Below are 14214 nucleotides of genomic sequence, written 5' to 3' on the forward strand. Positions count from 1 at the left end.
CGGCCAAGCGGGGTCGTGGTTAGCGGGGTATGGTGCCTTCACCGTTTTTGCCGCCGGGGTTTTTGTATTTCGCCAGATACTGATGCTGGAAAATACACATACGGATAGTGTTGCGGTATTCGCCGTTGATGAAGAATTCGTGGATCAACTCGCCTTCCACCTCAAACCCAAGCTTGGTGTAGATGTGGATCGCCTTCTGGTTCTCTTTGTCCACAATCAGGTACAGCTTGTAGAGATTCAGAATCGAAAAGCCGTAGTCCATCGCCAGCCGGGCGGCGGCGCTGGCATAGCCTCGCCCCTGATGCGCCGGGTCGATGATGATCTGAAATTCAGCCCGGCGGTGGATATGGTTGATGTCCACCAGTTCCACCAGCCCGACCTTGATGGCGTCGTGCTCAATGATAAAGCGGCGTTCGCTCTGGTCGTGAATGTGCTTGTCGTACAGGTCGCTCAGTTCGACAAACGCTTCGTAAGGCTCTTCGAACCAGTAGCGCATGACGCTGGCATTGTTGTCCAACTGATGGACGAAGCTGAGATCGTCGCGCTCCAGCGGCCGCAGGCGCACGACTTCATCGATGTTTGGTTCATGGATGTTGGGCTCATGGATGTCTGGCATAAGGTATCCGGATTGTGGGCTATGGCGTGACGTTAACCAGCTTGCCGGAGTGGGTCAATCGGTTGGCGGCGAAAGTGCGGAAGAAAAGAGCGGAAGAAAAGGGCGGAAAGATGCGCAGCCCTGATGCAGGCTGCGCGGTTCGGATGAGTGGTTCCGATGATTAGAAGTCGACGCTGGCGCGCAACACCACTTCACGCGGGTCGCCAATCGCCACGCGCAGGTTGTTGCCGCTCGACGGGTAGTAGGTTTTGTCGAACAGGTTCTTGACGTTGAGCTGCCACTTCACCTTGTAACCGTTGATCGGCACGCTGTAAGTCACAAAGGCGTCAGCCACGGTGTAGTCGTCAAGGAAGAAGCTGTTGGCGGCGTCGCCGGGGCGACGGCCGACGTAGCGGGCGCCGATGCCGGCGCGCAGATCGTCGCCGGCGTGCAGGCCCAGATTGCCGAAGTCGTTGGTCAGGAACAGCGAGGCGGTGTGGCGCGCCACGTTGGTCATTTCGTTGCCCTGATTGTCCGGGTCAGAGGTAACGCGGGCATCGGTAAAGGCGTAGGAACCAATCAGACTCAGGCTGTCGGTCAGTTTGCCGGCCACATCCATTTCCACCCCTTGCGAACGGACCTTGCCGGCGGTGCGGGTGACGGTTTCTCCGTTCACCAACTCACTCACCATTACGTTACGCTTCTGGATATCAAACAGCGCCAGATTGGCGGTAACGCGGTTGGGCAGATCCAGCTTGGCGCCCACCTCATAAGACTTGCCGGTTTCCGGCGCCATTGAGCCAATCTGGGTGGCGATCGAGGTATTGGGTTTGAACGATTCACTGTAACTGGCGTACAGCGATGACCAGGCGTTCAGGTTGTAGACCACCCCGGCGCGCGGGACCAGTCGACTGTCGGAACCGTCGGTATTGGTAACGAACGGACGTCCTTTGCCAGACATCACATCAAAATGGTCGTAACGCACGCCGCCCAGCAGCATCCAGTGTTCGTTGAAACGAATGGCATCCTGCATGAAGACGCCGGTACTGTCGACGTTTTCGCGCTGGTCGCTGTCCGCCGCGCTGACGGTGGTGGAGGCCGGCTGCAAACCGTAGACCGGGTTATAGACGTTGAAACTATAGCGTCTGGTGCTGCGCAGCATATCGCCACGATAAGTGCGGTCGGCTTCGTGGTCCACGCCAAACAGCAACTGGTGGTTGATGCTGCCCCAGTCGATATCGCCATTCAGCGTCAACTGCACATTCTGCGACTGGCTACGGGCGTCGGCGGTGGCATCAGCCTGACGAGTCAGGATACCGGTAGTGGCGTTATAGCTGGTGGCGCGCGCCTGATTATCGTTGTAGGTATTACGGCTGTAGGCGTAATTCAGCTTGGTTTTCCAGCGATCGCTAATGGCGCTTTCCATCTGGAAGGTCAGCGTGTCCTGATCGCCGCGGGTGGCGTTGTAGGTTTCGTCAAACCGGCGTTCGCGCGGGGTATTGACCGGTTTGCCGGTACGGCTGTCGATCACGGTGCCGCGATCGAACGGCGTCAGGTATTCCATATGCTCGTAGGACACCCGCACGGTGGTGTTTTCGCCGTACCACATCAGCGACGGCGCAATGGTGGTCTGGCGGTTGCGGCCGAAGTTGCGCCAGTAGTCGGTTTCATCGTGATCGACAATCATGCGATAAGCCAGACCGGAGGTGCCGAGCGGGCCGGTGACATCCAACTGACCGCCGCCGCCGTTGAAACTGCTGTTCCAGCCTTCGATATGGGTTTTCTGCACCAACTCCGGTTTTTTACTGATGATGTTGATCATGCCGCCGGGCTCGCCCCAGCCGTACAGCATGGATGCCGGTCCTTTCAGCACTTCCACCCGCTCGGTGGTCGGGGTGACGTTGCGCGCCTGAATTGAACGCATGCCGTCGCGCAGGATGGAACCATCGCGGTTATCGCCGAAACCGCGCTTCATCACCGCGTCCTGCGTCCCGCCGAGGGTGTTGGCCTGGGTGATGCCGCTGACGTTGTATAACGCTTCATCAAGACTTCTGGCCGCCTGATCCTCCAGTACCTGCTGCGGCACCACATTGACGGCTTGCGGTATGTCCAGCAGGCGGCTCTCGGTACGGGTGCCGGTGACGGCGTTGTGCGGCTGGTAGCCGGTTTCCCGTGCGCCGCTTGCAGGCGTGCTGGCGGTCACCACCATCGTGTCTTCCTGCTTTTTCGTGTTTTTTGCGGCGGTGTCGCTATCGGCCTGTGTGGTGGCGGCCTGAAGACTGAAGGGCAGCAGGGCCAGCAACGGCCAGCCTTTTTGCCAGTGAAGGTTATTCATGTGTCAACTGACTCCAATAGGTCCCTGAAAAATCAATCGGTAAAAACTGCTGATAGAGTTGTTGTAAGGTGCGCTGCGGGTCGATATCGCCAAACAGCGTCGGATAGAGGGCTTTGGCGAACATTTCCACCATCACCACGTGATACGGGCTGAGATAAAAGTTGTGCCACATGCTCCAGGCGCGGCCGGCGCCGACGGCGCTCAGGTGTGAAAGCAGCGGTTCCTGCATCAGCAGGGTGCGGAAACTGTCGGCGGCCTGCCGGGGCGCGACGTCCGGGCCGAGCATCAGGTCGGAAAGGCGTTTGCCGTCCGGTCCGGCCATGCCGGTGGCGATGTAGACATCCGGTCTGGCGGCCAGCGCCTGTTCCGGGCTGAGTTCGCCGTATACGCCTTTTACTTTGCCGGCGGCGATGTTGTCGCCGCCGGCGAAGGCCAGCAGTTCGCCGAGATTGCCGTTAACCGCCGTGGTGCAGCAGGTGTCGCGGCGTCCAAGATGCAGATGCAGCATCACCGTGGTTTTGCGGCCCTGATACTGCGCCAGTCGCGCTTTTACGGTGTCCATGTGCTGCTGGTAGAAAGCGATGAACGCGTCGGCGCGCGACGACTGGTTGAGCACGTCGCCGAGCAGGCGCAGGCTGGGCACGGTGTTTTTCAGCAGATCGATGCGCAGGTCGACGTAGATATACGGGATACCCGCCTGAGCCAGCGCCTGCTGGATGCTCTGCTCGTTGTCGGCGCCTTTAGCCAGCCGCGGCAGGATCACCAGATCCGGTTTCAGCGGCAGCAGGGCTTCCGCGTTGACGCTGTTGAGATTGCCGTTACCCAACTGCGAGATGCGGGCTATGTCGGGAAATTTCGTGGTATAGCGGCCCCAGCTTTGGGCGTCATAACGCGCCATGTCGCCCGGCCAGCCCACCACGCGCTGCGCCGGGTTACCCGGTTCCAGCAAGGCCAGCGTATAAAGCATGCGACTTTCGCCCAGCACAATGCGTTGCGGGTTATCCGGCACCACCACCTGACGACCGGTAATGTCGGTGACGGTTTTGGCCTGCGTCAGCGGGCTGAACCAGAGTACGGTGAGGAAGAGAAAAACGATGCGCATGTTCTTTTCTCGTAAAAATGAGGCAGAAAAAAAATAATAATAATTATTTTTATTTGCAATGGAAACAAAACGGAAACAGGGTTAAAAAAGAAAAAGCCCTGATATTTCACAGGGCTGGCAGAGGTTATGTAAATAATTAAAGTCGCCGCGACAGGGCGGCGAGTGGGGAGCGGCGGGTATCAGGACGGCTTTTTACCGTCGTGGTGTTCGTAGCCGCGGCCAAAGTGACGTTCCAGCCGGCCTTGCAGCAATTCCAGCCCGATGGACAGCAGCCAGTAAATGACGGCGGCGGTAGTGAGCATCTCCATGTAGTGGTAGGTGCTGCGGCCGTAAGACTGCGCCAGAAAGTTCAGCTCCCACAGGCCCATCAGCGACACCAGCGAGGAGTCTTTGATCATCGAAATGAACTGGGAACCGGCGGGCGGAATGATGATGCGCAGCGCCTGCGGCGCCACTACGTGGGTGGTGATCACCCAGCGCGACAGCCCCAGCGCCATGGCGGCTTCCTTCTGACCGCGAGGAACCGCGAGTACGCCGCTGCGGATGGTTTCCGCCAGATAGGCGCCATAGTTTAGCGACAGCGCGATGATGCCGGAGGTAAAGGCGCTCATTACGATGCCGACCTGCGGCAGCGCGAGGTAGATGATCAGCACTTGTACCAGCAGCGGCGTGCCGCGAAACAGCGAGACGTAAAACGTGGCGCAGCCGAAAGCGATCGCGCTGGAAGAAAGCCGGCCAGCGGCGGTGAGCACCGCCAGCAGGATACAGAACAGCATTGAAATGATGGTTATGACGACGCTCAGCACCGCCCCCTGGATGAAACCGTCCGGCGACAGATGCATCCCCAGCATGGAGGGCAGTTTCTGCTTGATCAGGCCGGTGTCCAGATCCATAAACGAAAACAGCCACAGCAGCAGGCTGAGCAGCACCAGCCAGGTCAGGCCGGCGCGCAGACGAAAACCAAATCCGGCGCGTTCAGGCGCCGGCGGCATGTGAGACGGGGTTTCAGCGGACGAACGCGACATTACGGGTTGACCCCGGTGATGTCTTCACCAAACCACTTCATGGAGATGGCTTTCAGCGTGCCGTCGGCGCGCAGCGCGGCGATGGCATCGGCCAGCGTTTTACTCCATTCCGGGTCGCCTTTGTCGACGGCAATCCAGTTTGGCTCGGCATACAGTTCCTGCAGGATACGCAGTTGCGGCAGTTTCTCGATGCGCGGTTTGGCGGTGATGCGATCGGAAATCACCGCGTCCAGCCGTTTACCCGGGCCCAGCGCCAGATTGCGGAACGCCATTTCTTCATCGGTGGGTACCGCCTGCACATGGCCAAACGGGAAGGCGATCGGTTTGCCGCCTGGGATCACCAGACTTTTGTTCAGGTAGTTCTCGTAGCTGGAGCCCAGTCCCAGCCCGACTTTCTTGTTGCTCAGATCGGCGGCGGATTGGATGTTTTTCTCATCCTTATGGACGATCAGCACGGCGAAGGTACTGTAGTAAGGGGTGGCGAAGTCCAGCATTTTGGCGCGTTCGGCATTCGGGGTCATGGAGCAGATGCACATATCCCAACGGCCTTGCCACTTGCCGCCGACGATGGTTTCCCAGCCCGGCGTCGCCAGTTCCAGTTTGGCGCCCAGTTTCTGCGCCACTGCGTTGGCGACGTCCACATCGAAGCCAACCAGTTGATTCTTATCGTCGAGATAGCTAAATGGCGGATAGTCGTTGAACAGCACGTTGCGGACTACGCCGGTCTGTTTCACCCGATCCAGCGTGCTGCCGGCCTGTGCGGCGCTGAGCATGAAGCAGGCGCTCAGACCGAGCGCCATCAGTGCGAGAAGTTTTTTCATCCATTTTCCCTACAAACTAGCGTCACAACGGGCAACGCGGGGCTGCTTGCCGCGTCCCGTCGGTGGAAATCACAAAGGCCCTATCTTATAGCAGCCGCGGGCGTGTGCAAAATAAGGTCTTCGTCAGGCGGTCGAGGGGCGGGGAATAAGCATCGATGACGGCGGCGTTACATAAAAGGCACCACATAAAAGGCACCACATAAAAGGCACCATATAAAAAAAAGAAACCTGCCACCGGGGTGGCAGGTTTGACGGTGTGATGTCCGGCGCGCGTTATTTTTTACGGGCGTATTTCAGGGAGTCCAACGCCACGGCGAAGATGATGATGCCGCCTTTGATGATGTACTGCCAGTAAGGGCTGACGCCGATGTAGGTCAGGCCGTAGTTGATGAGGGTGAAGATGATAACCCCGGTCACCACGCCGGCGACCGTACCCACGCCACCGGCAAAGGATACGCCGCCGACCACGCATGCCGCGATGGCGTCGAGCTCGTACATGAAACCTAAGTTGTTGGTGGCGCTGCCGATACGGCCGGCTTCCAGCATACCGCCGAAGGCGTAGAAGATGCCGGACAGCATGTACACCAGAATCAGGTTCAACGAGACGTTCACGCCGGAGACTTTAGCCGCTTCCGGGTTGCCGCCGATGGCGAAGATATTTTTGCCGAAGCGGGTCTTGTTCCACAGGATCCACACGAACACCGCCGCAATCACCGCATAGAAGGTGATATAGGACAGCTTGAAGTCGCCGAAGCGGATAAATCCCTGTGCAAAAGTAGAGAAGCGGTCGTCAAAGCCGGCGATGGGGGACGCGCCGACGATGTCGTAGTACAGCGAGTTGATACCGTAGACGATGATCATCGTGCCCAATGTCGTGATGAACGGCGTCACTTTCAGGTAGGCGATGATAAGACCGTTGACCAGACCGATTACCGCGCCAATCGCGCAAACGATCAGGATAACCAGCGGGATCGGCATGGTTTCCAGATTTGGGAATACCTTGTTGCTGTTATCCATCGCCTGTAACAGCGTGGCCGCAACGACGGCAGCAAGGCCGACCTGACGACCGGCCGACAGGTCGGTGCCCTGGGTAACGATAAGCCCGGCCACGCCGAGCGCGATGATCACGCGCACCGAAGACTGGGTAAGAATGTTACTCAGGTTGGTGAGACTGAGGAAGGTGGGGTCCTGGATAATAATAATCACCAGCAATACCAGCAACACGGCATAAATGCCGCTGTCTTTCAGCCAGGTGAGCGCACTTTTTTTAGTAGTAGCTTTCATGGTAACAGCCCTTGCATCATTAAAGGTGTAACGACGCTAAACGGAGGATTTCGTTCTGCGTGGTGTTCTTGGTTTCGACAATGCCTGCGACGAGGCCATTACTCATCACCAGAATGCGGTCGGTGACGCCCAGCAATTCCGGCATTTCTGATGAAATGATGATGATTCCCTTGCCCTTTTTCGCCAGCTCGGAAATAAGCTGATAAATCTCGAATTTGGCGCCCACGTCGATGCCGCGGGTCGGTTCGTCCAGCATCAGGATTTCCGGTTGAGTCAGCAGCCAGCGGCCAATGATCACCTTCTGCTGGTTACCGCCGGACAGCGAGCCGATGGCGGTATGGTGGCCGGGAGTTTTTACCCGCATCGAATCAATTACCCACTGCACATCGCTTTTCATGCGCTTGTTGTCCAGCAGGCCGAGGCTGTTTTTGTATTTATGGATGTTGGAGATCAGCGAGTTAAAACCGACATCCAGATAGGCGTAGATACCGGTAGAGCGGCGTTCTTCGGTGACCAGTGCGAAACCGTTGTTGATGGCCTCGTTAGCGGTATGGTTGTTAATGTCTTTGCCGTGCAGTTTGATGGTACCGCTGAGTTTTTCGCGGATACCGAACAGCGTTTCGACGATGTCGGTACGTTTGGCGCCGACCAGACCGGCAATCCCTAAAATTTCGCCCTGACGCAGATCGAACGACACATCGCGGATCGACGGCTGGCGCATGGAGGTCAGGCCGCGTACTTCCAGCATGACGTCGCCAGGGGTGTTGGTTTTGTCCGGAAACCGCTGATTGAGGGAGCGGCCGACCATCATGGCGATGATCTGGTCCATGTTCAGGCCGTCCAGCGGCTGAGTGGCGACCCACTGACCGTCGCGCAGTATGGTGATTTCATCGCACAGCTGGAAGATCTCTTCCATTTTGTGGGAGATATAGACGATGCCGCAGCCCCGGTCTTTCAGCTTGCGGATGATGGTGAACAGGTGGTTCACCTCTTTTTCCGTCAGCGACGAGGTGGGTTCGTCCATGATGACGATTTTAGCGTTATAGGAGAAGGCCTTGGCGATTTCGATCATCTGCATTTGCGAGACCGACAGCGAGGCCACTTTGTCGCGCGGATCGATATCGATATCCAGTTCATCGAAAATCGCTTTGGTATCGCGATACATTTTTTCCTGATCGACGAACAACCCTTTTTTCGGATAGCGGCCAAGCCACATGTTGTCCATGACCGAACGTTGTAAAACCAGGTTCAATTCCTGGTGCACCATGGATACACCATTCTCCAGCGCTTCTTTGGCGCTTTTGAAATCGACTTCCTGTCCCTGGAATTGAATGCTGCCTGAATCTTTCTGATAAATGCCGAACAGACATTTCAGTAGAGTCGATTTCCCTGCGCCGTTTTCGCCCATCAGGGCGTGGATGGAGTGGGGGCGCACCTTCAGGTTGACATTATCCAATGCCTTTACACCGGGAAACGACTTACTGATATTGGTCATCTCCAGCAGGAATTCGCGCTGAGTGGTTAGAGTGTCACTGGTCATATTTTACCTGGTCGAAATAATTACCTGGCTGAAACGTTGCCGGGCTGAACATGGCTGCCTGGCTGAGAAAATCATTCGTCCAAACAGTAGGGGCGCAACGGTTGCTGCGCCCCGACGAGATTACTTCATGAACTGCGCCAGGTTGTCTTTATCAACCGGCACGTACGGTACGCGTACCACTTTGTTTTCAATCTTGAAGTTGGTGCCTTCGCCAGCCGGTTTACCCAGCGCCAGGTTTTTCGCCAGATCCAGCGTGGCTTTAGCCTGGTTTTCCGCATCATTCAGCACGGTGCCGGCCAGTGCGCCGGATTTGATCAGCGACAGGGCTTCCGGCAGGGCGTCAACGCCGAATACCGGAATGCTGCTCTTGTTATGGGCTTTCAGCGCTTCTACCGCGCCCATCGCCATGGCGTCATTGTTAGCGATGAGTACTTCAATTTTGTTGGCGTTGGGACCAGACATCCAGGCGTCAACCTTGTCTTTGGCCATTGCGGTATCCCACATTGCGGTATCCATCTGCAACTGCTGGACTTTCAGCCCTTCTTTGGTCAGGGTGTCTACCACATACTTGGTGCGGGCTTCCGCATCCGGGTGGCCCGGTTCGCCTTTCAACAGGGCGTACTGGATAGTGCCGTCTTTGTTCAGATCCCATGACGGGTTGGCTTTCCAGTGTTTGGCGATCAACTGACCCTGAATGATACCGGACTCTTTGGAGTCGGTGCCGACGTAGTAGGCTTTGTCATAGCTGGCCAGTACTTTGGCGTTCGGTTCTTTGTTAAAGAACACTACCGGCACGTCGGCGGCCTTCGCTTTCTGCACCACAATCGCAGCAGCGGCCGGGTCTACCAGGTTGATAGCCAGCGCTTTGACGCCTTTGGCCAGCAGCACGTCCACCTGATCGTTCTGTTTGGACTGGTCGTTCTGCGAGTCGTTCATCAGCAGGTCGACGCCGCCGATGGCTTTGGCTTCTTTTTCAATGTCCTTGCGCACCATCGACATGAAGTTGTCATCGTATTTGTAGATGGTGACGCCGATACGGGTATCCGCGGCGTGGGCGGAGGCTCCGAACATCATGCTGGCAACCAGGGCGGTGAGAGTGAAAACCTTCTTATTCATGATATCTCCGGGTTTATGCAGGGTAGTTCTCAGTCCGGCCGCACGACTCGGGGTAGACGTAGCGCGGCTGTCAGTTAGTAAGCGTCGGCGTAGCATGGTCATGCCGGGCTGACGGTTTTGCGGGCATGGCCCGCTTAAAGCCTGACTTCCCTGTTTTCAGATGGTACCGACTCTGTTGGCTGGCGACCGTCTGGCAATGCGTCCTGAAACCGATGCGTCCTGAAACCGATGTATTCTTAAACAACAGTGTGAACGTTTCCGTCATTGTGGCGGTTAACGGTTCAACAGACAGGATGGCCGTGTTACAAGGCGCCTGTTCTCCGCAGTACGCCCTCATCATAGAGAGCGTAATGTTAATTAACTGTGAATTTACTCACAGATTGAAAGCGGTTACATGGATGATTTGAATGAATTAGTGACCGTCTCCACATTTTACCGGGGAGCCACCGAATGCCGCCGTACCAGCGTCGGCATGAAACAGTGCCGGGCGGTGGGGTCCAGCAGCCCGGCCGCGCCTTTTAGCGCCAGTTCTGTGGCGATTTTCGCCATAGAAACAATAGGGTAGCGGATGGTCGTCAGGCGCGGGTCGGTATAGCGGGAAATCGGGATATCATCGAAACCGACCACCGAAAACCGCTCCGGCACCGGGATGCCGTTATCTTTCAGCGCCATCAGCGCGCCGGCCGCCATGCCGTCGTTGTAGGCGAACACCGCCGTCAGTTGCTGGTTGCGTCCCAGCAGTTCCACCATGGCCGCTTCGCCGCCCTGCAGGTCCGGCTCGCCGCTGGCGATCCACTCATCGGGCGGCTCGATGCCCTGTTCCTGCAGCGCCTGTCGCCAGCCGGTAAGGCGTTCCGTCACGTCCTCTATCGGGTGGCTGGAGCGAAGATAACCGATGCGCTGATGCCCCTGCTGCAACAACATGCGGGTCGCCATCATCGCGCCGCTGACGTTGTCGAGACAGACGCAGCGGTGCGGGTAGTCCGGCAGCAGCCGGTTGATCAGCACCATACCGGGCACCTGCTCCATGAATTCCGCCAGTTCCTCGTCGGATAAAGCTTTGGCATGCACGATCAGCGCGTTGCAGCGCTGACGGATTAGCACTTCGATGGCGTGCCGTTCCTTTTCTTCCTGATGATAGGAGTTGTTAATCAGTACATGTTTTTGCAGGCGCTGCGCCACGGTGTCCACCGCCTTGACCATGGCACCGAAGAACGGGTCCGACACGTCCATCACCACTACGCCGATGGTGTCGCTGACCTGTGAAGCCAACGCCTGCGCATTGGCGTTGGGGCGGTAGCCCAACTGCTCGACCGTCTGCAGGACCAGATCGCGCGTCTGTTGGGTGACCGCGCTGCTGTTATTGAGCACGCGGGAAACGGTGGCGATGGAAACGCCCGCCTGGCGCGCGACATCACGGATGGTAATCATCAATACTCACCACAGAGGAAAAAGTTCATGAGGGCGACCCCGACACTCAAGCTGTCCGGGCATATTCTGTCAGGCGTTATGGAGAGACTGCGTGAGTCAGGTCACAGTGATGAAAGCGGTTACATACAATTCTGTAACCTTTGTGACGAAGGTCATTATCCGGGAGAAAAGACGGCGGCCGGGCGTGGCGACGCTCGCCGGAGAGTATCACTTAGAAAAACGCCCCGGCAAAGCGCCAGGGCGAGTAAGGAAGGCGTCGGCTTACTCGGCGGCGTAACCGCTGGCCGGAATCACGTCGCCGTCCAGCCAGGCCTGATTGTCGCGCAACGCCAGCCGTCCGGCCAGAAACCAGCCCACCACCAACGGGTAGATGCTGTGTTCCTGCGTTTGTACCCGTTCCTGCACGTCCTGCTCGGTATCGCCCGGGAAAACCGGTACTCTGGCCTGCAGGATCACCGGGCCGCCGTCCAGCTCTTCGGTCACGAAATGCACCGAGGTGCCGTGCTCGCCGTCGCCGTTTTCCAGCGCTTTACGATGGGTGTGCAGACCGGGGTATTTCGGCAGCAGCGACGGATGGATATTCAGCATTTTGCCGAGGAAACGCGCCACGAATCCGGCGCTGAGGATACGCATGTATCCGGCCAGCACCACTACGTCCGGCTGATATTTCTCGATTTCGGCTGCCAGCGCGTCATCGAAATCGGCGCGGCTGGCGTAATCGCCCGGCAACAGCGCGTGGGCGGCGATGCCGGCGTCACGCGCTCGTTCCAGACCGAAAGCCTCTGGATTGTTACTGAATACTGCGGTGATTCGCCCTGTGATGCGGCCGCTCTGACAGGCGTCGATCAACGCCTGCAGATTGCTTCCCTGACCTGAAATCAGGACAACGATGTTTTTCATCACTGAATAACCACTGTCTCTCCGCCATTGGTACGGGTAATCACGCCGATGCTCCAGGCGGTTTCGCCGTTGGCGTTGAGGTGGGCGATGGCCTGCTCCGCCTGATCCGCCGGCAGGGCGATAATCATGCCGACGCCGCAGTTAAAGGTGCGGTACATTTCATGACGGCTGACGTTGCCGCTCTGCTGCAGCCATTCGAATACTGCCGGCCACTGCCAGCTGGATTCGTCGATGGTCGCCTGCATGCCTTCCGGCAGCACGCGCGGGATGTTTTCCCAGAAGCCGCCGCCGGTCAGGTGGGAGATGGCGTGTACGTCTACGTTTTCGATCAACGACAGCACCGATTTGACGTAGATTTTGGTCGGGGCCAGCAGATGGTCGGCCAGCGGTTTGCCGTCCAACTGAACCTGTTCCGGGTTGGCGCCGCTCACTTCGAGGATCTTGCGGATCAGCGAGTAGCCGTTGGAGTGCGGGCCGCTGGACGCCAGTGCGATCAGCGCGTCGCCTTCACGTACTTTGCTGCCGTCGATGATATCGGCTTTTTCCACTACGCCGACGCAGAAGCCGGCCACATCATAGTCGTCGCCGTGGTACATGCCGGGCATTTCGGCGGTTTCACCGCCAACCAGCGCGCAACCAGACTGTTTGCAGCCTTCGGCGATACCGGTGATAACACGGGCCGCGGTGTCCACGTCCAGCTTGCCGGTGGCGTAATAGTCAAGGAAGAACAGCGGCTCGGCGCCCTGTACCACCAGATCGTTGACGCACATCGCCACCAGGTCGATACCAATCGTATCGTGACGCTGCAGGTCCATCGCCAGACGCAGCTTGGTGCCGACACCGTCCGTACCGGAAACCAGCACCGGTTCGCGGTATTTTTGCGGTAAGGCGCACAGGGCACCGAAACCGCCCAATCCACCCATGACTTCCGGGCGACGGGTCTGTTTCACTACACCTTTGATACGGTCTACCAATGCATTGCCAGCATCAATATCCACGCCTGCGTCTTTATAGCTGAGAGAGGTTTTATCGGTCACTGCGGAAGTCCCCACGGAGGTTACGATTGGTTTAAAAAATGGAGCGCGCTAATTCTAACAGCGTAAGCAAACGTTTGCGAGTAGTGTCTTTGCGGCGTGACGGTTTCGGCAGGCCGGTATGAAGACTACCGTCGGCGGGTGTGCGGATCGGCTGGCGGTAATTTCCGTTTCGGCTTGATTTGGATCAGACTTGAATCTATGGCGTACATTCGAAAAAGCGGTATAATCCCGCGATTTTTTTGGCCGTCCACTGCCGATGGGGAGAAAGAGTAATGAAAATCGTCGAGGTGAAACACCCGCTCGTCAAACATAAACTGGGTCTGATGCGCGAGCACGATGTCAGTACCAAGCGTTTCCGTGAACTGGCGTCTGAAGTCGGCAGTTTGCTGACCTACGAAGCCACCGCCGATCTGGCGACGGAAAAGGTGACCATCGAAGGCTGGTGCGGCCCGGTCGAAGTCGACCAAATTAAAGGTAAGAAAATTACCGTAGTGCCCATTCTGCGCGCCGGTCTCGGCATGATGGAAGGGGTGCTGGAAAACGTGCCCAGCGCGCGCATCAGCGTGGTGGGGATGTACCGCGACGAACAGACGCTGGAACCGGTGCCTTATTTTCAGAAACTGGCTTCCAATATCGATGAGCGCATGGCGCTGGTAGTGGACCCGATGCTGGCGACCGGCGGCTCGATGATCGCCACTATCGATCTGCTGAAAAAAGCCGGCTGCCGCAGCATCAAGGTGCTGGTGCTGGTAGCGGCGCCGGAAGGGATCGCCGCGCTGGAGAAAGCGCACCCGGATGTGGAGCTGTACACCGCCTCGATTGACAAGGGCCTAAACGAACACGGCTACATCATGCCGGGCCTGGGCGATGCGGGCGACAAACTGTTTGGTACCAAATGATATTCAGCCGACTGCAGAGTCGGCTTTTTTTTGCGTACGCTACGGCCCGCTCCTGACGTGACGGGGTGTTCTTGCGCATACCACGGATGGCGACATTTTTTCTGCGCCGGTGTGTGCCGGCGCTGAACT

At 57.6% G+C, this 14214-nt stretch carries 12 protein-coding genes; 1 reads left to right on the forward strand and 11 read right to left on the reverse strand.

The window, feature by feature from the left end; all coding sequences use genetic code 11:
• Window positions 1-19 precede the first annotated feature (19 nt).
• From speG to purM, 11 genes are all read right to left on the reverse strand, one after another.
• Window positions 20-616 (reverse strand): spermidine N1-acetyltransferase, encoded by a 597-nt coding sequence (speG, locus tag CVE23_RS06355; protein WP_049842519.1) that lies wholly within the window; start codon window positions 614-616, stop codon window positions 20-22.
• A 160-nt stretch (window positions 617-776) separates the two neighbouring features.
• A complete protein-coding gene (locus tag CVE23_RS06360; protein ID WP_100849135.1) occupies window positions 777-2930 on the reverse strand; it encodes a TonB-dependent siderophore receptor in 2154 nt (717 codons plus the stop codon).
• Entirely contained in the window at window positions 2923-4032 is a 1110-nt protein-coding gene (locus tag CVE23_RS06365; protein WP_100849136.1) for an ABC transporter substrate-binding protein, read from the reverse strand. The genes CVE23_RS06360 and CVE23_RS06365 overlap by 8 nt, the downstream gene beginning before the upstream one ends.
• 179 nt (window positions 4033-4211) lie before the next feature.
• Window positions 4212-5057, reverse strand: a complete 846-nt coding sequence (locus CVE23_RS06370) for an amino acid ABC transporter permease (RefSeq protein ID WP_100849137.1) — start codon at window positions 5055-5057, stop codon at window positions 4212-4214.
• Window positions 5057-5878, reverse strand: a complete 822-nt coding sequence (locus CVE23_RS06375) for an ABC transporter substrate-binding protein (RefSeq protein WP_100849138.1) — start codon at window positions 5876-5878, stop codon at window positions 5057-5059. Before CVE23_RS06375 ends, CVE23_RS06370 begins: the two co-directional genes overlap by 1 nt.
• Before the next feature lie 273 nt (window positions 5879-6151).
• Window positions 6152-7162, reverse strand: coding sequence for a galactose/methyl galactoside ABC transporter permease MglC (mglC, locus tag CVE23_RS06380; RefSeq protein ID WP_100849139.1), 1011 nt, complete (start codon window positions 7160-7162; stop codon window positions 6152-6154).
• Between the two features lie 19 nt (window positions 7163-7181).
• Window positions 7182-8702 carry a galactose/methyl galactoside ABC transporter ATP-binding protein MglA gene (mglA, locus tag CVE23_RS06385; RefSeq protein WP_038661050.1) on the reverse strand — a complete coding sequence of 507 codons (1521 nt, stop codon included), beginning with the start codon at window positions 8700-8702 and terminating at the stop codon, window positions 7182-7184.
• Between the two features lie 120 nt (window positions 8703-8822).
• Window positions 8823-9818 carry a galactose/glucose ABC transporter substrate-binding protein MglB gene (mglB, locus tag CVE23_RS06390; RefSeq protein ID WP_038918244.1) on the reverse strand — a complete coding sequence of 332 codons (996 nt, stop codon included), beginning with the start codon at window positions 9816-9818 and terminating at the stop codon, window positions 8823-8825.
• A 432-nt stretch (window positions 9819-10250) separates the two neighbouring features.
• On the reverse strand, window positions 10251-11249 hold the full coding sequence (gene galS, locus CVE23_RS06400) for an HTH-type transcriptional regulator GalS (RefSeq protein ID WP_038661043.1): 999 nt from the start codon (window positions 11247-11249) through the stop codon (window positions 10251-10253).
• A 261-nt stretch (window positions 11250-11510) separates the two neighbouring features.
• Window positions 11511-12149 (reverse strand): phosphoribosylglycinamide formyltransferase, encoded by a 639-nt coding sequence (gene purN / locus CVE23_RS06410; RefSeq protein ID WP_038918246.1) that lies wholly within the window; start codon window positions 12147-12149, stop codon window positions 11511-11513.
• Complete coding sequence (gene purM, locus CVE23_RS06415) at window positions 12149-13186, reverse strand: phosphoribosylformylglycinamidine cyclo-ligase (RefSeq protein ID WP_038918247.1); 1038 nt, start codon at window positions 13184-13186, stop codon at window positions 12149-12151. Before purM ends, purN begins: the two co-directional genes overlap by 1 nt.
• 272 nt (window positions 13187-13458) lie before the next feature.
• On the opposite strand from purM, the gene upp reads away from it, so the two are divergent.
• Complete coding sequence (upp, locus tag CVE23_RS06420) at window positions 13459-14085, forward strand: uracil phosphoribosyltransferase (protein WP_013316936.1); 627 nt, start codon at window positions 13459-13461, stop codon at window positions 14083-14085.
• Window positions 14086-14214: the final 129 nt, after the last annotated feature.

The sequence above is a fragment of the Dickeya fangzhongdai genome (assembly GCF_002812485.1).
Classification (GTDB): domain Bacteria; phylum Pseudomonadota; class Gammaproteobacteria; order Enterobacterales; family Enterobacteriaceae; genus Dickeya; species Dickeya fangzhongdai.

What these genes read in the sequence shown, in the direction of transcription:
- speG (WP_049842519.1), bottom strand. Translation starts at nt 616, where the DNA reads ATGCCAGACATCCATGAGCCCAACATCCATGAACCAAACATCGATGAA.
- CVE23_RS06360 (WP_100849135.1), bottom strand. Translation starts at nt 2,930, where the DNA reads ATGAATAACCTTCACTGGCAAAAAGGCTGGCCGTTGCTGGCCCTGCTG.
- CVE23_RS06365 (WP_100849136.1), bottom strand. Translation starts at nt 4,032, where the DNA reads ATGCGCATCGTTTTTCTCTTCCTCACCGTACTCTGGTTCAGCCCGCTG.
- CVE23_RS06370 (WP_100849137.1), bottom strand. Translation starts at nt 5,057, where the DNA reads ATGTCGCGTTCGTCCGCTGAAACCCCGTCTCACATGCCGCCGGCGCCT.
- CVE23_RS06375 (WP_100849138.1), bottom strand. Translation starts at nt 5,878, where the DNA reads ATGAAAAAACTTCTCGCACTGATGGCGCTCGGTCTGAGCGCCTGCTTC.
- mglC (WP_100849139.1), bottom strand. Translation starts at nt 7,162, where the DNA reads ATGAAAGCTACTACTAAAAAAAGTGCGCTCACCTGGCTGAAAGACAGC.
- mglA (WP_038661050.1), bottom strand. Translation starts at nt 8,702, where the DNA reads ATGACCAGTGACACTCTAACCACTCAGCGCGAATTCCTGCTGGAGATG.
- mglB (WP_038918244.1), bottom strand. Translation starts at nt 9,818, where the DNA reads ATGAATAAGAAGGTTTTCACTCTCACCGCCCTGGTTGCCAGCATGATG.
- galS (WP_038661043.1), bottom strand. Translation starts at nt 11,249, where the DNA reads ATGATTACCATCCGTGATGTCGCGCGCCAGGCGGGCGTTTCCATCGCC.
- purN (WP_038918246.1), bottom strand. Translation starts at nt 12,149, where the DNA reads ATGAAAAACATCGTTGTCCTGATTTCAGGTCAGGGAAGCAATCTGCAG.
- upp (WP_013316936.1), top strand. Translation starts at nt 13,459, where the DNA reads ATGAAAATCGTCGAGGTGAAACACCCGCTCGTCAAACATAAACTGGGT.